This is a genomic window from Aestuariimicrobium sp. T2.26MG-19.2B, assembly GCF_950101875.1.
Classification (GTDB): domain Bacteria; phylum Actinomycetota; class Actinomycetes; order Propionibacteriales; family Propionibacteriaceae; genus Aestuariimicrobium; species Aestuariimicrobium kwangyangense.
Genome location: NZ_CATNLW010000001.1, coordinates 1,422,097 through 1,443,119 on the forward strand (window position 1 = coordinate 1,422,097; position 21,023 = coordinate 1,443,119).

The 21,023-nt window shown below is 69.9% G+C and carries 20 protein-coding genes; 11 read left to right on the forward strand and 9 right to left on the reverse strand.

What is annotated here, in order from left to right:
- Window positions 1-9 precede the first annotated feature (9 nt).
- The 3 genes from QQZ11_RS06355 to QQZ11_RS06365 form a co-directional block, all read right to left on the reverse strand.
- Window positions 10-489 carry a phage holin family protein gene (locus QQZ11_RS06355; RefSeq protein WP_284549327.1) on the reverse strand — a complete coding sequence of 160 codons (480 nt, stop codon included), beginning with the start codon at window positions 487-489 and terminating at the stop codon, window positions 10-12.
- 61 nt (window positions 490-550) lie between these two features.
- Window positions 551-1,762, reverse strand: a complete 1,212-nt coding sequence (gene nhaA, locus QQZ11_RS06360; protein WP_026378231.1) for a Na+/H+ antiporter NhaA — start codon at window positions 1,760-1,762, stop codon at window positions 551-553.
- 353 nt (window positions 1,763-2,115) lie between these two features.
- A complete protein-coding gene (locus QQZ11_RS06365; RefSeq protein ID WP_284549343.1) occupies window positions 2,116-2,859 on the reverse strand; it encodes a class I SAM-dependent methyltransferase in 744 nt (247 codons plus the stop codon).
- A 121-nt stretch (window positions 2,860-2,980) separates the two neighbouring features.
- Here QQZ11_RS06365 and ssd point away from each other — a divergent pair, with 121 nt between their 5' ends.
- From ssd to QQZ11_RS06405, 8 genes are all read left to right on the forward strand, one after another.
- Window positions 2,981-4,024: a septum site-determining protein Ssd gene (gene ssd, locus QQZ11_RS06370; RefSeq protein ID WP_284549345.1), complete on the forward strand. Its 1,044-nt coding sequence runs from the start codon at window positions 2,981-2,983 to the stop codon at window positions 4,022-4,024.
- A complete protein-coding gene (locus tag QQZ11_RS06375; RefSeq protein ID WP_284549347.1) occupies window positions 4,021-5,184 on the forward strand; it encodes a TadA family conjugal transfer-associated ATPase in 1,164 nt (387 codons plus the stop codon). The genes ssd and QQZ11_RS06375 overlap by 4 nt, the downstream gene beginning before the upstream one ends.
- A 13-nt stretch (window positions 5,185-5,197) precedes the next feature.
- Complete coding sequence (locus QQZ11_RS06380; RefSeq protein WP_284549349.1) at window positions 5,198-5,998, forward strand: type II secretion system F family protein; 801 nt, start codon at window positions 5,198-5,200, stop codon at window positions 5,996-5,998.
- A complete protein-coding gene (locus QQZ11_RS06385) occupies window positions 5,998-6,771 on the forward strand; it encodes a type II secretion system F family protein (protein ID WP_284549351.1) in 774 nt (257 codons plus the stop codon). Before QQZ11_RS06380 ends, QQZ11_RS06385 begins: the two co-directional genes overlap by 1 nt.
- 226 nt (window positions 6,772-6,997) lie before the next feature.
- Complete coding sequence (locus QQZ11_RS06390; RefSeq protein WP_022911230.1) at window positions 6,998-7,240, forward strand: DUF4244 domain-containing protein; 243 nt, start codon at window positions 6,998-7,000, stop codon at window positions 7,238-7,240.
- A 112-nt stretch (window positions 7,241-7,352) separates the two neighbouring features.
- A complete protein-coding gene (locus QQZ11_RS06395; protein WP_284549353.1) occupies window positions 7,353-7,736 on the forward strand; it encodes a TadE family type IV pilus minor pilin in 384 nt (127 codons plus the stop codon).
- A 23-nt stretch (window positions 7,737-7,759) separates the two neighbouring features.
- Window positions 7,760-8,113, forward strand: coding sequence for an Rv3654c family TadE-like protein (locus QQZ11_RS06400; protein WP_284549355.1), 354 nt, complete (start codon window positions 7,760-7,762; stop codon window positions 8,111-8,113).
- A gap of 29 nt (window positions 8,114-8,142) precedes the next feature.
- The gene (locus QQZ11_RS06405; RefSeq protein ID WP_284549356.1) at window positions 8,143-9,384 is read left to right on the forward strand and encodes an AAA family ATPase; all 1,242 of its coding nucleotides are present in this window, start codon (window positions 8,143-8,145) and stop codon (window positions 9,382-9,384) included.
- On the opposite strand, the gene QQZ11_RS06410 is transcribed toward QQZ11_RS06405, so the two are convergent.
- The gene (locus tag QQZ11_RS06410; protein ID WP_284549359.1) at window positions 9,350-10,009 is read right to left on the reverse strand and encodes a helix-turn-helix domain-containing protein; all 660 of its coding nucleotides are present in this window, start codon (window positions 10,007-10,009) and stop codon (window positions 9,350-9,352) included. The genes QQZ11_RS06405 and QQZ11_RS06410 overlap by 35 nt on opposite strands.
- A gap of 80 nt (window positions 10,010-10,089) precedes the next feature.
- On the opposite strand from QQZ11_RS06410, the gene QQZ11_RS06415 reads away from it, so the two are divergent.
- Together QQZ11_RS06415 and QQZ11_RS06420 are read left to right on the forward strand one after the other, a co-directional pair.
- Entirely contained in the window at window positions 10,090-11,421 is a 1,332-nt protein-coding gene (locus tag QQZ11_RS06415; RefSeq protein ID WP_284549360.1) for an MFS transporter, read from the forward strand.
- An 80-nt stretch (window positions 11,422-11,501) separates the two neighbouring features.
- Window positions 11,502-12,884: a VOC family protein gene (locus QQZ11_RS06420; protein WP_284549362.1), complete on the forward strand. Its 1,383-nt coding sequence runs from the start codon at window positions 11,502-11,504 to the stop codon at window positions 12,882-12,884.
- Between the two features lie 45 nt (window positions 12,885-12,929).
- Here the strand turns inward: QQZ11_RS06420 and QQZ11_RS06425 are convergent, their stop codons facing one another.
- A complete protein-coding gene (locus QQZ11_RS06425) occupies window positions 12,930-15,221 on the reverse strand; it encodes a DEAD/DEAH box helicase (protein ID WP_284549364.1) in 2,292 nt (763 codons plus the stop codon).
- 120 nt (window positions 15,222-15,341) lie between these two features.
- Here QQZ11_RS06425 and QQZ11_RS06430 point away from each other — a divergent pair, with 120 nt between their 5' ends.
- The gene (locus QQZ11_RS06430) at window positions 15,342-16,859 is read left to right on the forward strand and encodes a DUF7059 domain-containing protein (RefSeq protein WP_284549366.1); all 1,518 of its coding nucleotides are present in this window, start codon (window positions 15,342-15,344) and stop codon (window positions 16,857-16,859) included.
- A 31-nt stretch (window positions 16,860-16,890) separates the two neighbouring features.
- Here QQZ11_RS06430 and QQZ11_RS06435 read toward each other — a convergent pair whose 3' ends face one another.
- From QQZ11_RS06435 to QQZ11_RS06450, 4 genes are all read right to left on the reverse strand, one after another.
- On the reverse strand, window positions 16,891-18,138 hold the full coding sequence (locus QQZ11_RS06435) for an FG-GAP repeat domain-containing protein (protein WP_284549368.1): 1,248 nt from the start codon (window positions 18,136-18,138) through the stop codon (window positions 16,891-16,893).
- Window positions 18,139-18,226: 88 nt separating this feature from the next.
- Complete coding sequence (locus QQZ11_RS06440; RefSeq protein ID WP_284549370.1) at window positions 18,227-19,027, reverse strand: ABC transporter permease; 801 nt, start codon at window positions 19,025-19,027, stop codon at window positions 18,227-18,229.
- Window positions 19,028-19,035: 8 nt separating this feature from the next.
- A complete protein-coding gene (locus QQZ11_RS06445; protein ID WP_284549372.1) occupies window positions 19,036-19,890 on the reverse strand; it encodes an ABC transporter permease in 855 nt (284 codons plus the stop codon).
- The gene (locus QQZ11_RS06450; protein ID WP_284549374.1) at window positions 19,887-20,888 is read right to left on the reverse strand and encodes an ABC transporter ATP-binding protein; all 1,002 of its coding nucleotides are present in this window, start codon (window positions 20,886-20,888) and stop codon (window positions 19,887-19,889) included. The genes QQZ11_RS06445 and QQZ11_RS06450 overlap by 4 nt, the downstream gene beginning before the upstream one ends.
- Window positions 20,889-21,023 lie beyond the last annotated feature (135 nt).

Consider the following 21,023-nt stretch of genomic DNA (forward strand, 5'->3'; position numbering starts at 1 on the left):
GGGCGCGGCTCAGAGGGCGCGGCGGGCGTGACGGACGGCAGCCTTGGCGAGGGTGTTGCCGTTGACGGCGGCCTGTCCCTGCTTGATGGCGGCGCCGAGGGCCTGGGCCGTCGTCTGCAGCTCGGCGATCGTGGCCTCGGGCTTCTTCACCTGCTTGAACTGCTTCATGCCGATCATTCCGAGCACTCCTGCGACCAGCAGACAGACCACCGCCATCAGGGCGAAGCCGATGATCAGGCTGAGCAGCACGCCGAGTCCGACCGCAGCGTTGAACAACAACGAGAACGCGAAGGCGCCGGTGAGGAACAGCAACGACAGGGCATTCATGGCGAAGTAGCCAGCGGTCCCGAACATTCCCGACCCGATGCCCGCGTGCTTCACGGCGGGCTGGATCTCGGCCTTCGCGAGTGCCACGTTGTCGTTGAGCATCTGTGGCACGTCGGTCTTGAGGTTGTTGATGACGTCACCAACCTGCAGACGATCAGTCATTGTGGCTCCTTGCTCGGGTGTGTGGTGCTCGGGAACAGCCTAGTGGCGATGGCTGCGCCCGTCAGGAGCCGGATGCAGCCAGCCCCTGGCGCCGCCCGTGCACCCTCGACCGCAAGGTGACCAGGATCCCACCCACCAGGGCTGCGATCAGGGAGGCGGTCAGCACGGCGGTCTTGGCCTCGTCCAGTCTGGTGAGGTCCGTGGCGAAACTCAGTTCACTGATCAGCATCGAGACGGTGAACCCGATGCCGGCCAGCGCCGAGACCGAGGCCAGGTCGATCCAGCCGACCTCGGGGCTGAGCTCGGCTGCGGTGAGCCGGGTGGCGAGCCAGGCACCGCCGAACACTCCGACGATCTTGCCCAGCACGAGCCCGACGATGATGCCCAGCGGTACCGGGTCGGACCACAGGGCCGAGAGTGAGGACGCCGAGATGGGGACCCCAGCGGCGAAGACGGCGAACAGCGGCACGCACAGTCCGGCCGACCACGGCTGGACGGCATGCTGCCAGCGGTCGGCGGGGTCGTGCAGCTCGTCCTTGCGGATGGAGGTGAGCAGTCCCAACGCGACTCCGGCGATGGTGGCATGGATGCCCGACTGGTACATGCACCACCAGGCCGCCACGAACAGCACCAGGTAGGCGGGCAGCACCTTGATGCGCCAGTGGTGACCAGCCCACCACAGGGCCATCGCCGCTGCCGCTCCGAGCAGCCACAGCACCGAGATGGACGAGGTGTAGACCACCGCGATCACGATGATCGCGCCGAGGTCGTCGACGATCGCCAGCGTCAGCAGGAAGGCGCGGAGTGGCGACGGCAGGTTGCGGCCGACGATGGCCAGCACCGCGAGGGCGAAGGCGATGTCGGTCGCCATCGGGATCGCCCACCCCTGAAGACTCCCCGACGCGCCGAAGGAGTTGATGGCCACGTAGATGCCGGCCGGCACCGCCATGCCGCAGACCGCGGCGATGATCGGCACCAGCGCGTCGGCCGGCCGGGACAGGGAGCCCTCGACCAGTTCGCGTTTGAGTTCGAGGCCGGCGACGAAGAAGAAGACGGTCAACAGGCCGTCGGACGCCCAGTGGGCGAGGGTCATCGGTCCCAGGTGCGCGTGCGACACCGCCACGTAGCTCTCGTGGCTGACATTGGCCCAGACGAGGGCCACGACGGTGGCTGCGACCATCAGGAAGCCACCCACGGTCTCCGACCGGAGCACGTCGGGCAGGTGGAGGGCATCGGGTCCTGAGGTGGGACCACCGAACGCGATCCGTCGCAGGTGGGGGCGGTCGGTCGGGGAGTCAAGGCTTGGGGAGTGCGGGCTTGCGGGGCCGGGTGGGGCGAGGGGATCGGGCACGGAACTCACCTGTCTCGGGTGGGCTGCATCCCTGGCCGGGGCATCGAGTGGGCCGGGGCATCGAGTGCGGGTGGCGTCGAGTGCGGGTGGCGTCGAGTGCTGGGGCATCGGGGTGCAACGGGGCGTCGTCGTCGCCAACGTCCGCTGACGACGGTCGACCAGACTTCCCGACACGCCGTGCACACCGTATCAGCGCCCTCCATGTCTGGGACCGCGATGTCAGGACATCGCTGTCCGGACCGCGATGTCAGGACGCCGATGTCAGGACGCCGGTGTCAGAGGGCGATGCTCAGGCCGTCGTCGTCGATGTCGATGGGTGCCGTCAGTTCCACGTGGTCGACCCAGGCACGCCAGCAGCGCAGCTGGTAGGGCAGCCGCAGGGCGTCCCTCCCGCTGGGGGCGGCGTTGTCGTACAGGGCCGCGACGTCGGCGACCAGGGCGGCCCGGTCGGCCTCGTCGAGACCGCGCGCGGCGGGGAGCCGCTCGACCATGGCCAGCATGTCGGGACGACTCGTGGGCACCCAGTGCCGATAGCTGGTGGCGTCGTGCTCGGGGAAGTACTTGCTGTCGAGCAGGTGTCCGACGGCGTCCAGACCGTAGTCGCCGCTCATCGCGTGCGGATCGAGTTCCCGCAGTCGTGCGATCAGACGCCTCACCCACGGAACCGAGTCGTCGCGGGCCAACAGGCTGACGCAGGCGGCGCCTCCGGGACGAAGCACCCGCGCCATCTCGGAGAGCACCAGCCCCGGGGCGAATCGGTGGAAGGTCTGGTGGGCGAGCACGGCATCGAACTGGCACGGATCGAAGGGCAACGACTCGGCCTGCGCGACGACGGCCACGATGCCTGCCTCCCGCAACCGCGAGACGACGGCCACGTCCTTGTCGATGGCGATGACCTGGTGGCCCTGCCTCGCCAGCGCGACGGGCAAGCTGGGCCCGGCAAGGGTGAGCACCTTCATGTTCGGTGCCGGTACGAGCCACTCCAGTGCCTGGGTGGGCAGGGTGAAGGGGCGTGGCATGGGGCCCATCGTAGGCGTCCGGCTGGGCTGGTTTGTCCACAGGCAGGGTCCCGGTGGGTGTGTCGTCCACAGATTGGTGGCGGGCCGGAACACGGCGGGTTCCGCGCCGCACAACTGTTGCGTGAACGAGGTGGCGGGCGCCCTGGTGGTGGCGAGGCAGACGAGGTTGGTCGAGGCGGTGCAGGCATCGGCGGCCGCGGTCGGTCGGCCGGTCGAGGTGGTGGCCGATGCCGACACGGTGCGCCGGCGGTGGCGGGCGGCTCCACTGGTGCTGGTCGGGGCGGAGTGCGCCGCGATGGTGCTCCGCCTGGGGCTGGCTCCTCGCGCCGGGGTGCACGTGGTGGCCGCCAGCGCGGACGAAGCGCTGGTCTGGTCGACACCGTTGCAGGCGCCCGCGCTGGTGTTGCCGGATGGGGCCGGTCTGCTGGCGGGACTGTTGGCGGAGCTGGGGGCGGGCCCGGGTACGGGCGAGGTGGTGCAGGTCACGGGTGCGTCGGGCGGTCTGGGCGTGAGCAGTCTGGTGGCTGGGCTGGCCCAGGCCTCGGCGCGGCGCGGCCAGCGGGTCGCTGCCGTCGAACTGCCCCACCACTCGGGTGGTCTCGACCTGTTGATGGGGGTAGAACGGCAGCCGGGCTGGCGCTGGCCCGACCTCGCCTCGGCATCAGGCCACGTCGGTGACCTCTCGGGGCAGGTTCCCAGGGCCGGTGACGTCGACTTGGTGTCGTCGGGACGACCGGGGGTCGAGGTCGGTACGTCGGCCATGGTGGCTGTCACCCAGGCGCTGACCCGCAGCCACGAACGAGTGCTGCTCGACGGGGGTCTGTTCGGGGCTGTCGACCTGCCCGGCGGGTTGGTGACGAGCGTCGTGCTGGTCGTGGGTGCCGACGTCCGCAGCGTGGTGGCGGCGCGCTCGAGACTGGCGGTGGCCGCGGGTGAGGGCAGGTCCGAGGGGGTGCGGGTGGTGGTGCGTACGGGCCGCGATCGCAGACTCGCCGCCGACGAGGTCGGCCGTGCCCTCTCGCTCCCGGTGCTCGGTGTGGTGCGGGACGATCGCGGTGTCCCCCAAGCTCTGGAGGCCGGTGACCGCCCCGCCCGGCGAGCCCGATCGTGGTTCGCACGTGACTGCAGCACGCTGCTGGGTCGGTTGGTGGAGGGCGCCGCATGACCCCCGACGACCTGGACCGGCTGCGCTCATCCCTCGCTGCCCTGGGGCGGGGCTGGACACCCGACGACGTGGCGGTGGCATTGCGCCGACTCGGGCTGGTGGTCTCCGACCAATTGGTGGTGCAGGCGCTCGACACGTTGAGGCGAACCAGCGTCGGCGCCGGCCCACTCGACGAGTTGCTGGCGCTCGACGGGGTCACCGATGTGCTCGTCAACGGAGCGGACAGCGTGTGGATCGACCGCGGCGCTGGTCTCGAACTCACCGACGTGAGCTTCACCGACGAGGACGAGGTGCGCCAGCTGGCGGTGAGGCTCGCCGCGAGCACGGGTCGGCGGCTGGACGAGGCAACCCCGTGGGTGGACGCCCGGATGCCCGACGGCGTCCGGGTGCATGCCGTGCTCTCGACCCTCAGCGATCCGGGCACCTGCATCTCGCTGCGTGTTCCGGCCCGGCGGTCCTTCGGGTTCGAGGAACTGGTTGCTGCCGGATCACTCACGCCGTTGGCCGAGCGGGTGCTGAGGGAGGTGATCGTTCGCCGGGTGCCCTTCCTGGTCACCGGCGGCACCGGCAGCGGCAAGACCACGCTGCTCTCCGCGCTGTTGGGCCTGGTCGACCCCGGTGAGCGGGTCGTGGTGATCGAGGATTCCCGGGAGCTGTCGCCGCGGCATCCGCACGTGATCCGGCTCGAGGGGCGGGCGGCGAACGCCGAGGGGGCCGGGCGGGTCAGCCTCACCGATCTGGTGCGGCAGTCACTGCGGATGCGTCCCGACCGGGTCGTGCTGGGCGAGGTGCGGGGGCCAGAACTCGTCGACCTGTTGATGGCGATGAACACCGGCCACGAAGGTGGCTGCGGCACGGTGCACGCGAACTCGGTGGCCGACCTGCCGGCACGGTTGGAGGCGCTCGCGGCGCTCGGGGGTCTGGGGCGTGATGCCTGCCATGCCCAGGTCGCCTCGGCGCTGCGCGTGGTGGTGCACGTGGCCAGGGTCGGGGGGCTGCGGCGGGTGGCCGAGATCGGGGTGTTGCGGCGCGCGGGGGGACTGGTCGAGGTGGCATCCGGCTTGGTCCTTGACGAAGAGGGGGCGGAGTCCACGGCCAACGGGTGGGCGGAATTGGCGGCGCTGTGCGGCATAGCCCGATTCGCCCAGGTGGCCGCATGACCTGGGTGGCCGCATGACCTGGGTGGTCGCTGGCTGCCTCGCGATGGCGGCTGGGCTGCTGGTGCCGGGGCGCCCGGTCGGGGTCAGCCGCCTGGTCGAGCGGCAACCGGCGGCGGCGATGGGCATGGTCCGCCGGCTGGCGGCGGTGATCGGCGCGATCGCCGGGGTGTGGGGGGTCGGCGCCGTCGTCGGACCCGAGATCGCGTTGTGGCTGCTGGTGCTCGGCATGTCCACCGGTCTTGGGGTGTGGCTGGTTCGTCGTTCCCGGCTGCGCAGGCTGGCCCGTGTCACCCGACAACAGGTGGCCGAGGCGTGCCAGGTGGTGGCGGGACAACTCACGATTGGTCTCCTGCCCCAGCGGGCTCTCGAGGCCGCGGCGGAGGACTGTGACGTCGTTCGTCCGGTCCTGGCTGCCGTCCGGGTGGGAGGATCTGCCCCCGAGGCCCTGCGCAGGGCAGGTGCGTCGGCAGGTGCTGGAGGGCTGGTCGAGTTGGCCGCTGCGTGGGAGTTGTCCACCCGGCTGGGGGCACCCGCCGCCGCGCTCGCCCAGGCCGTCGCCGACGGTCTGGCCCGGGAGGAGCGTCTGCGCGAGACCGTGGCCACGGAGCTGTCGGCCGTGCGCGCGACCAGCACGATGCTTGCGTTCCTGCCGGTGGTGGGGGTGCTGATGGCGGCCCTGGTGGGTGCCGACCCGGCTCACTTCCTGCTCACGACCTGGCCGGGACGACTGTGTGTGCTGGTCGCCACGTCGTTGACGGCTGCTGGGATCGTGTGGACGGAGCGGTTGGCCGAGCGGTCGGGTGGGGGCCTGTGATGGTGATGACCTGCGCCGTGGCCGCTGCGACCGCCGTGTGGCTGGCGATGTCGGGGCTGCCCGACCCGAGACGGATCGGGGCGTGGTCCGTCCCTGGGAGATCACGCCGGGGGCGCTTCGGACGCCTGCTCGCCGGACGAACCGATGCCCTGTCCTTGCCGATCCGCGCGGTGGCCGGGTTGCTGGTCTGCGCCGTGGTGGCACTCGCGCTGCCCGACCTGGGTCAGGTACCGGTCTGGCGAGTGGCACCCGGGGCCGTCCTGGGGGTGGGGGTGCTCCTTGGGCTCGGCTGGATCGAACCGCCGTCGACCCGACACGACCGGGAACGTCAACGCTCGCAGCTCCCGGGCACCCTCGACCTGCTCGCCGCGGCCCTGGCTGCGGGCTGCGCGGCCAGGGTGGCTGCCGCGGAAGTGGCGGCCGTCTCGCCCGAACCCAGCCGGACGGCGTTGTCGTCGGTGGTCGCCGAGACGGGGGTCGGGCGCAGCGATGCCGACGCCTGGCACAGTCTGGCCTCCTCCACGAGGTGGCAGGAGGTGTGGGGCCCTGTCGGGCGGGACCTCGCCCGCAGTGCCCGCGACGGGGTGCCGGTGGAGGAGGTGCTGCGTGTCCAGGCGCGCAGGGCTCGACAGTCGAGGCAGGCGGCACTGGAGAGGCGAGCACGAGCAGTGGGTGTGAGTTCCGTCCTCCCGCTGATGGTGTGCTTCCTACCCGCGTTCATCGCGGTGGGCGTGGTGCCGATCGTGTTGGGGCTAGCCCTCCACTACCTGTGAGGTGCGAGGGCTGAGGCGCAACGGCGGCGGGAGGTGGACGCAGCCCGGTCGGGGATCAATGGTCCTCGGCCGGGCTCCTTCGCGTCGTCGCTGGGTGGTTGTCCACAGGCGGGGTGCGATCGAACCGTTGTCCACAGCCGCGGGAACCGGGCGGTGCACGACGAGCCCTCGTGACCACAGTGCAGATGAACCCACGGGGTGGGTCACCAACCGAAAGGGAAACAGCATGTCCAACCAGATCGATCTGCTCGACACCAGCACCCATGCTCCGGCGGGGACGTCCGGTGACGGTGCTCTCACCAGGCTGGCCCAGCGGGGCCTGGCCACGGCCGAGTACGCCGTGGGCATCCTCGGGGTGATCGCGTTCGCGCTGATCGTGTACACGACCATCTCCAACAACAAGATCGCCGACTTCATCCTCGCCAAGGTGCTCGATGGCATCAAGTACTTCGCCGGGAAGATGAACTGAGGCACGCCCACCGACAGAACGGGGACCCCGGGATGCGGTTGGCCGACTCCGGTCGACCCCGCCCCGCGGGTCCCCACCCGCATCCCGCCACATCGCGAGAGGGGAACCGGACATGTCCACATCAATCAGGCCTGCCCAGATCCGAGGATCGGGTCGACCGGCGCCCCAACGGGGCATGGTCACCGTCGAGTTGGCCATCGGTCTCATCTTCGCCGCCCTGGTGTTGTTCGCCTGCAGTGCCGTGATCGGGCTGGCGATCCTGCAGGGGCAGTGCGAGGACACCGCGACCCAGGTGGCACGGCAGGAGTCCCGAGGGGACGAGTCAGCCGCCCGCCGGTCTCGCCAGGCCGCTCCCCGGGCGGCGACGATCATCACCACCACCACGGACGGTTGGGTGACGGTCGTGGTGAGTGCACAACGTGGCTGGGGGACCATCGGTCCGGTCACGATCAGTGGTGAGGCCAGCCTGCCGCTCGAGCCGAACGCCCAGCCATGAGGGGGCGAGGCCGTGAACGCGGCGTGGGAACGATTCTGATTGCAGCGCTGATGCTGCTGGTGGTGCTCGGGACGTTGGCCGGGGTGTGGGTGCTGGGGTGGTGGCGGGCCCATGCCCGCGCCGCCGACGCGGCTGATCTTGCGGCGGTCGCTGGCGGTGAGGCGTACGCCGCGACCGGCGAGGCCTGTTCCCGGGCACGACACACGGTGGTCCGGAACGGGGCCGCGCTCGTCTCGTGCTCGGTGGCAGGCGATGCCACCAGCTTCGTCGTCACCGTCACGGCGGAGACGAGGCTGTGGCCGCCGGTGCACCTGCCCGGGGCCCCACGCAGCGTCCGGGTCACGGCTCTTGCGGGGTCGTCCAACGCGATGCCGTGAATGTCGGCGCTCGTCCCTAGCCTTGGGCCATGCTCACCCTGCTGGCCGTGCACGGTTACCGCTCCCTGCGCGAAGTCGTGCTGCCGTTGGCACCGGTGACCGTGATCACCGGCGCCAACGGAGTGGGCAAGTCGAGCCTCTACCAGTCGCTTCGGCTGCTCGCCGACACCGGGCGCGGATCACTGGTCGGGGCGCTGGCCGGGCAGGGAGGCCTGTCCCGGGTGATGTGGGCCGGCCCCGAGGAGATCTCCGGCGCCATGAAGCGCGGCGAGGTCCCGGTCCAAGGGACGGGCTCACGGCGTCGTCCCATCAGCCTCGCCCTCGGCTTCGCCACTGACATCTTCGGATACCTGGTGGACGTCGGCCTGCCGACGCCGAGGACGACGGCCTTCGTCCGTGACCCCGTGATCAAGCGGGAGGCCATCTTCGCGGCGCCGCTGTACCGACCGGCGTCGTCCCTGGTGGAGCGGAAGAACCACACGCTGCGGGTCAACGCGGGCCCTGGGTGGCGAGTGGTCGCCGAGGACCTGGACGATCGTGCCAGCATGCTGGCCGAACTCGGAGACCCGCAGGAGTACCCCGAGGTGTTGGCGGTGCGGCGAGAGGTCAACAGTTGGCGCTTCTATGACGGGTTCCGCACCGATGCCGATGCACCCGCCCGTCAACCCCACGTGGGCACCTGGACACCTGTGCTCAGTGACGACGGGGCCGACCTCGCCCCCGCGGTGCAGTCGATCCTGGAGTCGAGTTGGGAGCGGCCATTCAGGCAGGCCATCGCGGAAGCCTTCCCCGGCGGCCGGATCGCGGTCACCGACCATGACGGGCGCTTCGAGATCGAGTTCGACCAGTCGGGACTGTTGCGCAGCCTGAACGCTGCTGAACTCTCCGACGGAACGCTGCGGTTCCTGCTGCTCGCGACGGCCCTGCTCAGCCCGCGACCCCCAGCGGTGCTGGTGCTCAACGAACCGGAGACGAGCCTCCACCCCGACGTGCTGCCCGTGCTGGCGCGGTTGGTCCAGGGAGCCGCCTCCCGCACGCAGGTGATCGTGGTCAGCCACTCATCCGCGATCGTCGACCACCTGCTCGGCGACCAGGATCCGGGCGGCCAGGATCCCCCCGACCAGGATCCCCTCGGCCGGGGCTACGACGATGCGCCCCGCGACGGCGGGGCCACCGTGCTGCACCACCGTCTCACCAAGAACCTCGGCGAGACGGTTGTGGAGGGCCAGGGGCTGCTCAGTCGTCCCCCGTGGAATTGGGGGGCCCGCTGAGCGACGGGCCACCCGCCTCGGCCACCGGCGACTGCCGCTGGCTGGTGTCGGGGTGCAGCGCCACGAACAACGACCATGGCTCGCCGTCGGGGTCGCGGGGTCGGTCGTGGTACTCGGCGAACAAGGCGTTCAGCCGCTCCCGGAACTCTTCGAGATCGTCGGGGCGGAGCCTCAGTCCCAACCTGGTCATGCCCCGGTACTCAGGGGAGACCTCCTTGATCTCGGCGAGGAAGGCCTCCAGCAGCGAGGCACCCGTCACGGGGGTGTCCATGTACCAGGACTTCCCCGTGGTCCGGTAGGGAATCTCCCGGGAGCCACGTCGTCCGCGACGTGCCTGCAGGGCCTCGAGGAAGCCGGTGTCGACCAAGGTGCGCACGTGGTGCAGGGAGGTCGCCGGGTTGAGACCCAGGGTGTCGGCGATCTCGCGGTTGGTGGCGGGCTCATCCAGGCACAACCTCAGGATGCGCAGACGCAGACCCGAGGCGAGCGCCCTGGCCTCGGCGTCGGTGGCCATCCGCCTCACGAAGGGTTCGTTCCGCCCTGATACCCCGCCCAGGTCTGATGACTCGCCCAGGTCTGATGACTCGCCCAGGGCTGGCGACTGGCCCGCTGGTGGCACCTCCATGCACGTGACACTACTGGCTCGACCCAGGAGATATCAGCAGAGTGATTGACTTTTCCCAATCGGTCGTTCAGGATCGTCCCGTGAGCACCGAGACACCCCTCGTCGCATCGCCGGACAAGACCCGCCGCGACCTCTTCTTCCATCACGACTTCCGTCAGTTGTGGGTGGGAGACACCGTCTCGGTGTTCGGCGCCCAGTTCGTCCTGTTCGCGATGCCGCTGCTTGCCGTCCAACTCCTGCACGCCGGGGCCTTCGAGATGGGCATTCTGTCCATGCTGGAGTCGTTGGCGTTCCTGCTGATCAGTCTCCCCGCCGGTGCGTGGGTCGACCGCTGGCGCAAGAAGCGGGTGATCGTGCTCGGCGACCTCTCCAGGGCTGCCCTGCTGATCACCCTGCCGGTCGCGTGGCTGACGGGCTGGTTGTCGATGGGCCAGCTCTACCTGGTCGCCTTCCTGGTGGGATGCATCACCGTCTTCTTCGACGTGGCCAACCAGTCCTACCTGCCCGAGATCGTCGAGGGTGACCAGATCAGCGAGGGCAACGGCAAGCTCCAGGCCAGCCAGCAGACCGCCCAGGTCGTGGGCCCCGCGGCCGCCTCGGCCCTCGTGAGGCTGATCGGATCGCCCCTCACCATCGGCGTCACCGCCGTCTTCATGGCCCTCTCGTCGTTGTCGGTCAGCCTGATCCGGCACCGCGAGACCCCCCACGACCCGACCACCCGACGCCCGCTGGCGCACGAGATCCGTGAGGGACTGGACTTCGTCCTCAAGCATCCCCTGCTGCGGCGGATCGTGGCCTACACCGGCGGTTCCAACCTGGCCTCGTCGGCCGTCTTCGCACTGTTCGTGCTCTACGTCATCAAGACCCTCGGCTTCTCCGAGACGACCCTGGGTCTGGTCATGTCCGTCGGCGCCATCGGTGGCCTGCTGGGTGCGGTCTCGTCGGCCAGGTTCAGCAGGCTCGTGGGCGAGGGTCGCGCCATCCCGCTGTCGGCGCTGATGGGGGCGGTCTTCATCGCGGCGATCCCGCTGGCCTCCGTGCTCCCGGCGGTGCCCACGCTGATGGTGGGCCAGTTCTTCACCTCGTGGGCGGTGGTCGTCTACAACATCACCCAGGTGAGCTTCCGTCAGCGCCTGTGCCCCAAACCCCTGTTGGGTCGCATGAACGCCTCGATCCGCTTCCTGGTCTGGGGGCCCATGCCCATCGGCGCCTTCCTGGGCGGCCTGGTCGGACGACACCTCGGCATCGTGCCGACCATGTGGATCTTCGTCGCGGTCTCCCTGTGCGCCGCCCTGCCGGTGGTGTTCTCGCCGCTCATCACCATGCGCGACCTGCCCCGTTCGCTGGACGCCCTCGCCGACAGCCACGTCGTCGGGGAGAAGCCGTCGGACGAACCCGACGACGTGCGCTGATCGACCACCGTCGACCCGGTCTCGGGTTAGCGTCGGGGAGTCGACCGAGGCTCCCGGCCGAGTCGACCGAGGAGGCCACCATGGACGCCCAGCCGAACCCGAACCCGAACCGACCAGACCTGAACCAGGACCAGCCCGACCAGGACCAGTCGGACCGAACCGCGCCCCTGACCGGACGGGAGTTCCAGCGCACCCCGGGTACCGAGCAGTGGCGCGTGCTGGGCGACGGTGCGGCAGCCTTCTTCACCGGCCCCCCAGGTTCACCGAACCATGCGCTCGGTGCGGCCCTGGCCCGGGACATCCTCACCGATGCCGCCGAAGGCGGTCATCGCGCCCCAGACCTCGACCTGCGCGGGCACGGGCTGAGGGTGGGTCTTCCGTGGCGACCTCCCGGTTTCACCCCCGAGCAGGTCGCCCTCGCGGCGGCCGTGACGGCCCGGGCGACACCTCTGGGGCTGCGGGCCGATCCCTCGGCACTCCAGGACCTGCAGCTGACCTTCGACGCGGTCGACACGGATTCCGTGATGGCCTTCTGGCACGAGGTCACCGGTCACCGCCGGGACGAGGAAGACCTGCGCGACCCGCACCGGCTGCTCAGCCCCATCTGGTTCCAGCCGATGGACGAGCCCCGTCCCCTGCGCAACCGCCTGCACCTGGACCTGCTCGCCACCGTCGAGGAGGTCGCCCGAACACTCGAGGTGATCCCCGAACTCGGTGCCGCCACCACCGACGCCGGCCCCTACGGTGCCCTGGTCACCGACGCTGAGGGCAACGAGGCCGACCTGCTGTGGCGCGAGGAGGGGCAGGATCGTTGGCTGGCCGACGGTCTCGACCTGTCCGACTGGCGCCAGGTCTTCGACGCCCAGGCCTGGTACCCCTGTGATGACACGGGGACGATCGTCCGGTTCGTGACCGCCGTCGCCGAGCTCGCCGACACGGCCGCCCAGCCACTGCGGGTGGCGGTTCGACCGGGTTGGGTGGTGGTCTCGACCGGCAAGGACGGCTGGGAGAACACCGACCTGGCACCGCTCGCCGCCGCCGTCCAGGCCACGGCACGCGGCCTGGGGCTGCGGGCAGCCAGTGAGCGAGCCCGGTTCCTGCAGCTGGGCATCGATGCTGCCGACGTGGAGGGTTTGCGCAGGTTCTGGTGCGCCACACTCCGCTACGAGCCCGACCCGCGTGAGCACGTGACCGACATCATCGACCCCCGCGGCATCGGCATGCCGCTGTTCTTCCAGGAGATCGACGGCGGCGACCAGCCCAGACGGGCCCAGCGCAACCGCATCCACGTGGACCTGTTCCTACCCGACGACGAGGTCGAGGCACGGGTGGCGGTCGCGGTCGCCGCAGGCGGCCGGGTGCTGCGCGACCGGGCGCCCTTCTGGTGGACGATCGCCGACCCCGAGGGAAACGAGATCGACCTGTCGACCAGCATTGGCCGCGAGGAGGCGTGGGGCGACTGACCCGGGAGAGCTCCACGCCTCCGAAACCGTCCGTGGGTCCAAGCGTCAGTGGGTGGGTGCCTCGAGCACGCTGCCGCTCAGCACGAGTTCAAGCAGGTGTCGGGCTGCTGACTTGTCCAGCATCTGATTGGCGTTGCCGCACTTGGGTGAGACCACACAGGCGGGACAACCCACCTCGCACCCGCACCGCACCAGTCGGTTCCACGTCGCCTCCAGCCACGACTCCGCCGTCTCGAAGCCGCGTTCGGAGAAACCCGAGCCTCCGCGAAGTCCGTCGTGGACGAAGATGGTCGCTGTTCCCGTGTCGGGGTGCATGGGTGTCGAGAGACCGCCCAGGTCCCACCGGTCGCAGGCGGCGAACATGGGCAGCAGACCGATCCCGCAGTGTTCGACGGCGTGCAGGGCCGAGGCCAGCCGCAGGTCGTTGAAGCCCAGTTCGGCGACCACTTCGTCGGGGAAGGTGAACCAGACCGCCCGGGTCTGGAAGGAGTGTCGGGGGAGGTCGAGCGGCGACTGGTCCCACACCTGCCCCGTCACCTCATCACGGCGCAGGTAGCCCGTGACCTGCGACGACATCAACACGGTGCCCGCGTTCACGGTGGCCGCGGTGGGGCCGAACGAGCGGGTGTGCTGCCATCGCCGGATCGCCACCTCGGAGCTGTCCAGGGCCTGGGTGGAATATCCGGGACGGGCCTGCCGCACCACGGCCTGCCCGTCCTCGGGGGCGTAGGAGCTCACCACCCACTGGTCGCCCTGGTGCAGGTAGACGGCACCCTCGAACAGCTCGCGGTCGGAGGCCGTACGGTCGACCGAGCCGACCACTCGTCCGGTCTCGCCGTCGACGATCTCGACGGCGTGCCCGCCGGCGGCCCTGATGTCGATGTGGTCGACGGCGCGGTCGGGCCGGGTCCAGTACCACCCGGTGGGGCGTTTGCGCAATGCCCCCAACGACGCCAACTGATCGGCCAACTGCTCCATGCTGGGGCCGAACCAGCGGGCGTCCTCGCTCGTCAGCGCCGACTCCTGGGCGGCCGCGGTGAGGTGTTGGCCCAGGACGGGCGGATGGTCGGCGTGCAGCACGGTCCGTTCGACGGGCGCGTCGAAGATCAGCTCCGGATGGGAGAACAGGTAGGCATCCAGAGGGTCCTCGCGGGCGATCAGCACCGCCAGACCGTCACGGTCGCGACGACCGGCCCGTCCGACCTGTTGCCACAGTGCGGCCAGCGTCCCGGGGAAGCCCGTCACGACCACCGCGTCCATTCCTGAGACATCGACCCCCAACTCGAGGGCGTTGGTGGCGGCCACCCCCGTCAGGGAACCCGTCTGAAGACCCGCCTCGAGGTCGCGCCGGTCCTGGGCCAGGTAGCCCGCCCGGTAGCTCGCCACCCGTCCCTCGCCCTTGACCTGGTCGGCGGCTCGCAGTGCCACCACCTCCGACAGCCGCCTCGAGGGCACGAAGGCGATGGTCTGCAACTGAGCGTCCACGAGTCTGGCCAGCAGCCAGGCCGCATCGTCGGTGGGGGCGCCGGTCGGCTGCCACAGCACCACGTCACGGGCCGGACGAGGGGAGGCGTCATCGTCGATGACGGTGATCGATGGCTCGCCGATCAACGTGGCACCCGACCGGTCGGGGTCGGTGGGGGTGGCTGAGGCCAGGACGAACGTGGGGTGGGCGCCGTAGCGGGCGCACAGCCGACGCAACCGCCTCAGCACCAGCGCCACGTGGGTGCCGAAGGTGCCGTGGTAGCGGTGCGCCTCGTCGACCACGACGTAGCGCAGGTTCGCCAGCAACCTCGTGTAGCGCTCATGGTTGGGCAGGATCGACAGGTGCAGCATGTCGGGATTGGTGAGCACGTAGCGGGCATGGTCACGCGCGAACCGCCGCTCAGCCTCGTCGGAGTCACCGTCGAGAGTGCCCACCTTGAAACCTGCGGGCGCCAATGACCGGGCCACCCGGTACTGGTCGTGGGCCAAGGCCTTGGTCGGGGCGAGGTAGAGCGCGGTGTGGGTGGGTGCCAACAACTGCCCTCGCCGTGCCGGCACGTCCACCCCGATCAGGGGGGAGCCCGACGCAGTCGCCGCCAGGATCGGCAACAGGTAGCCCAAGGTCTTTCCCGACGCCGTCGACGTGGTGATGGCGGCGTGGTCACCGGCGAACAGGGCATCGGCGAGGTCACGCTGGTGGGCCCACGGCCGGGGTATGCCGGTGGCCTCGATGGAGGAACGGATGTCATCGGGGAGCCACGTCGGCCAGTCCGTGGTTCGTCCGACGCTGGGGGCACGGTGGTGGAAACCGACGGCACGCGCATCGGTACCCAACCACTCAGGAATCGCCACCGCTCCAGCATGACGCACGCCTACGACAGTTCCCCCATCAGGTCCATCCGACCGTCGGCTCGTACCCGGGGCTGGCTCGGGGCTGGACCAGCGGTCGCGCGTTGGGGGCATGCTTGGGGCATGGCCACCCCCTCGCTGCCTCCGTTGCTGACCGACGACCGCGCCGACCAGTTGCGTCGCGCACTCGAGGCTGCGCACTACACCGTCGACCGGGTGATCGAGCGAGTGGGCGAGGAGGGTCAGTCGGGACTGCAGCGCAACTCCACGATGGCTGCCCTGCACCACCTCGGCGACGCCCGCGACCCACTGGCCTGCCTGGTGCGGCTCTTCGTGCTCCAACAACCCCTGCCCGAGGTGTTGGCGCACTCACCCTTCGAGGGGCCGCTGTTCGACGCCCTGCTCGCGGCCGGCATCGTGGAGCGCACCGGAGCCGGCGACAAGGTGCGCGCCGGCGTCGACGTCAGACCCTTCTCGAGCCCGGACGACGGGGCCACGGGTTGGGTCGTCTCCGACCTGCATCCCGGCCTCGACCAACGGGTGGCGCCGATGCGTCCCGACTATGTGCTGGGGCTGTCACCTGCGAGCACGACGCTCGCCCAGCTGGTCAACCGCGCACCGGTCGCGACGGCCCTCGACCTCGGAACCGGCTCGGGTGTGCAGTCGCTCCACCTCGCCAGCCATGCCGACCGGGTCGTCGGCACCGACCTCAACCCTCGTGCCCTGCAGCACGCCCGACTCACCATGCAACTGGGCGGGCTCGACCCGAGCCGGGTCGAGTTGCGGCAGGGGTCGCTGTACGAGCCCGTCGCCGAGCAGCGGTTCGACCTGATCGTCACCAACCCTCCGTACGTGATGAGCCCACCCACGGACGAGCGGCTGGTCTACCGCGAGGGCTCCTTCACCGGCGACGGCCTGGTCGAGGCCGTGGTCAGGCAGGCACCCGCCCACCTCAACGAGGGCGGCAGCCTGCAGGTGCTCGGCAACTGGGCCAACCTGGCCGGCCGCGACACCACCGAACGCCTGGCCGACTGGGTCGCGGGTTCGGGCGCAGACCTGTGGGTGATCGAGCGGGAGCGTCTCGACCTCTTCGAGTACATCGAACTGTGGCTCGCCGACGCGGGTCTGTCGACCAGCCACCACTACGGGCAGCGGTACCGCGAGTGGCTGGGGTACTTCAGCGAGCTGGGCATCGAATCGGTGTCGATGGGCTGGATCACGCTCACCCTCAGCGGTCGCGAGCAACCCGACGTCACCGTGGAGTCGTGGCCCTGGCAGGTCGAACAGCCCGTCGGGCAGGCGCTCGGACGACGCAGCCGCGACCTGACCGCCAGTCGCGTCGACGCCGGAGCGCTCCTGACCCGGGCGTGGCGGCTGCGTGACGATGTCATCGAGGAGACCACCGGACGACCCGGTGCCGAGGGTCCCGAACATCTGGTGCTGCGCCAGACCAGTGGGCTGCGTCGGGCCATCGAGTGCGACACGGCGCTCGCGGCGGTGCTCGGTGCCAGCGACGGCGACCTGACCCTCGGCCAGATCCTGGCAGCCGTGGCCCAGCTGCTCGAGGTCGACGAGCACGACCTCACGGCCGACCTGCTTCCCCGATTCCGCCGTGCCGTCGAGCAGGGATTCCTGGAGTGAGTTGTCGTAGGCGGGGACGACCCGGCGGGCCTCAGGCGAGGGCGTCGACCCCTTGCCAGTTCTTCCCGATCTTGTGACCGACGCTGAAGGTGCCGTTGCCGCGTGAGAACCACGCGTACAGGGTGCCGTCCGAGGCGATGCCGATCATGTCGAAGAGCTGGTCACCGTTCAGGTCTCCCGGGGAGGAGACCGTGCGGATGCCGCCCCAGCCCCGTCCGACCTTGGCCGAGTTCCAGATGCTGCCCGTGCCGTTGAGGGCGTAGCGGAACAGGCCACCGTCCTTCCTCACGGCGAGCAGGTCGACGATGCCGTCACCGGTCAGGTCACCGATGCTGAACAGGGAGCGGATCCCGCTCCATCCGGTGCCCACCACCCGGCCGGAGGTGAGCCCTCGCGCCGACAGGGAGTAGCGCAACAGCTGACCCGAAGTGTTCCGGGCGAACATCTGGGTCGGCGCCCCGGGCGCCGTGCCGGGGGTGACAGCGAACAGCGACGAACTGGCCCAGCCCCGTCCGATCTCGATGGGCAGCGCGATGCGACCCTGTTCCATCACCCGCAGGTACAGGATCCGCCCGTCGGTGGTCGACGCCACCAGGTCGGCATACCCGTTGCCGTCGAGGTCGGGGGTGCCCGAGATCCAGCGGTAGGCGATCTCACTGGTGCCCCCCAGCCTCCAACCGCTCAGTGCCGGACCGGGGACGGTGCGGTAGATCTGGGTGAGCAAACCCTGCTGACCGTAGACGTCGGCGACCCGGTCACCGGTCACGTCGCCGTGCACCCCCGTCGCGCCGGGTGACACGGGGCGGGCGGCGGGCTCGTACGACGGCTTGCCGGCCTGGACGACGTCGATGGTCAGGCCCTGCTTGAGGTCGTGGAAGGCCACCTGCTGGGGAAGGGTGGTGGTCGACAGGCCACCGGACGCGCACCCACCCGGCTTCAACTGGAAGCTGCCGAGCTCCGGGCCCAGAGTGGTTCTCCCCACCGTGAACCACGTGGAGCGGGTGGCCGAGGTCGACCAACTGAAGGTCTCGGGCCCGACGGGGATGGTGCGGGTGGTCCGGTTGCACAGGGCGACCGACAGTTCCCATCGCTGCTGCCCGTCGACCTGACGGGGGTACCCCACCTGGAGGTCGATGCCCTGGCTCGAGGCCACGACACCGAAGGTGACCTGGGGGCCGACGGCCTCTGCCCGGGCGGGCAGCGCGCCCATCAGGGAGGTACTGGCGGTGATGACGACGGCGAGCGCAGCGAGGGCGCCGGTGCGCAACGTGGAGAACATGACAGACCTCGACACGGGTTGGGGGGATGCCGTCATCCTGCCACGCGAGGGTCCCCAGACCCGAAACTCCGGGGGTGAGGTCTCGACCTCAGGCGGAGGCTCCGGTGTAGTGGCGCAGGGCGTGCCGCCAGAACAACCGCGAGCCGGTCAGGAAGAGCACGGCGACCCCGACTGCGGCCGCCAGGGTGGCCCCGTCGACCCCGAGGACGATGGCCTGGGCCGGCACCGTCACCGCGAACGAGACCGGCACCACGAACGTCAGCACCAGGCGCAGCCATGGCGGGAAGATGCTCACGGGCCAGCGACCCGCCGACTGGAACAGGCCCTCGAAGACGACCAGGATGTTGTCGAGCTTGACGAACCAGAAGCTGAACGTCGACAGCATCAGCAGGAAGCTGTAGATGATCGCCAGCCCGCAAGCCAGGGCGACCAGGAAGGCACCCACCTGCCAGGGGTGCAGTCCCTGGCCGTCGGAGACCAGAGTCCAGGCGATGACGCCCACGCCGACGAGCAGGTCGGTCGCCGCCTGCGGTGCGACCGTCTGCACGCTGGCCAACACCTGGGAGTCGGCGGGCTTGGTGAGCGTGAAGTCGAAGGTGCCGAGCCTGATCGCCTCCATCAGCGTCTGCATCGATGGTCGAATCACCAGCCCGAGCAGTCCCGAACAGATGAAGAAGACGCCGACCAGCACCAGCAGCCCCGAGTGGTCCCACCCGTTGAGTCGTGTGGTCTGGCCGAAGATGACCGCCAGGCCGATCACCTGCGTGACCAGCCCGACCAGCGCATTCGCCACGGCGACGGCGAAGTCGGTGCGGTACTGCACGAAGTTGAGCAGCCCCACCCTGAGGTAGGAGCCGACCACGGCCAGATGGTGCCGCACGGCATTCACCACCCCCTTCATGAGCCCACTGCCGAGTAGGTGCGGACGGCTCGCGCCCACACCAGTTTCAGCACCACCAACGCCACCGCGATCCACGCCAGTTGGGCGAGGTAACCCCGCACCAGGTCGACGCCGACCGCACGACCGGTGACCACCTGGTTGACCCAGGCGATGTTGCCCCACGGGAAGGGGGTCCACCAGGCCAGCGTCTGCGCGGCCCCGGGCAGCACGGCCAGGGGTGCGAAGCCACCGCCCAGGAAGGCGATCAGCGAGAAGTAGACGGAATTGATGGCCGACACCTTGGTCACCCAGAAGGCCGCCAGCGACAACGTCCACTCGACCATGAACCGCAGCACCATCGCGAGTGCGGTCGCCAGCAGCCCGGCCAGCACCGACCCGGTGGTGAAGACCGAGAGGTCGCCACCGAACAGCAGCACCAGCAGGACGGCGGCGGGCAGGATGCCGACCAGCCCGAGCAGTTTGTAGGCCAGGTTCTGGCAGATGTCGGTGTGGATCGGGTGCACCGGGCGCACCAGCAGCGGTGAGTAGGCGCCCGTGCGGATGCGCCACTCCATCTCCCACATGATCCACACGAAGGTCACGTGGTTGACGACCATCTCGAGGGCGAAGTAGGTGACGAAGCCGCTGGCGTCGTAACCGGCGACCCGGCCGCCACCCGCCACGGACCGCCACACCACGATCGAGACCAGCGGGTGCACGATCGAGGTGAACACCCAGATCAGGGTCGCTCCACGGTAGGCGACCTGGGTGGCCAAGGCCGTGGCGAACTGACCCCGGTACATCTGCCAGAAGAACGACCAGCCACCTCGGGGGGCGAACCGCCCGGCTGGCAGTCCCAAGCCGGTGCTCACGCCTCGTCCTGACTCGTGAAGACGCGCTCGATGACACCCTCGATGGGTGGCTCCTCCACCGTCAGGTCTGCCACCGGCAGCGTCGACAGCATCCGGGCCGCCACCTGCGGGGCGCGATCCTTGGGCACCTCGACGGTCAACCCGTGTGCCGACTGGTCGGTGATGCTGACGTCGTCGTGGTCGCGCAGGCCACCGAGGTCAGCCGCGACGTCGGCGTCGGCGTCGAACTCGACGGTGATCGTCTTCGTGGCCGAGAAGGTCCGAACCAGTCCCGCCAGGTCACCGTCGTGCAGCAGCCGGCCGTGGTGGATCACGATCACCCGCTGGCAGAGGGCCTCGACATCTCCCATGTAGTGGCTGGTCAGCATCACCGACGCGCCGGTGCGCCGGTTGTACTCGGCGATGAACGACCGGATGCGGCGCTGCATGGCCACGTCGAGCCCGATGGTGGGCTCGTCGAGGAAGACGGTCATGGGCTGGTGCAACAGCGACCCCGCGACCTCGCACTTCATGCGCTCCCCCAGTGAGAGGTTGCGCACCGGCTTGTCGAGCAGCGAGCCGAGGTCGAGCAGGTCGGTGAGTTCGTCGAGACGTGAGGAGAAGTCGGCGTCGGCGATGCGGTACACCGCGCGGTTGAGCCGATAGCTGTCGATCACCGGGATGTCCCACTGCAGCTGGTTGCGCTGTCCCATGATCAGGGCCATGCTGCGCAGGTATCCGTGGTCCCGGCGCCACGGCACGTGCCCACCGACCGAGGCCTCCCCCGAGGTGGGGTGCAGCAACCCAGCCAGCATCTTCAGCGTGGTGGTCTTGCCGGCCCCGTTCGGGCCCAGGAAGCCGACCACCTCTCCCTCGGCGATGTCGAAGCTGATCCGTTGAACCGCCTCCACCTCACGCGTGCGCCGGCGGACGAGGGCACCCAGGGCCGCCTTCACCCCACCCTCGCGCACCGGCACCACGTAGGTCTTGCGCAGGTCTCGCACGGTGATCGTGCTCATGGGCCGCCTCTCTGCGAACGCCACGTCCAGCTCCCCCGGACGGAGGATGCCTGCGTCAGCACACCCTCTCAGGACGACCTCGCAGATGCCAGTGGTTCGCGAGAAGCCACCTGCCCGACCGGTGCCGTTGCATCG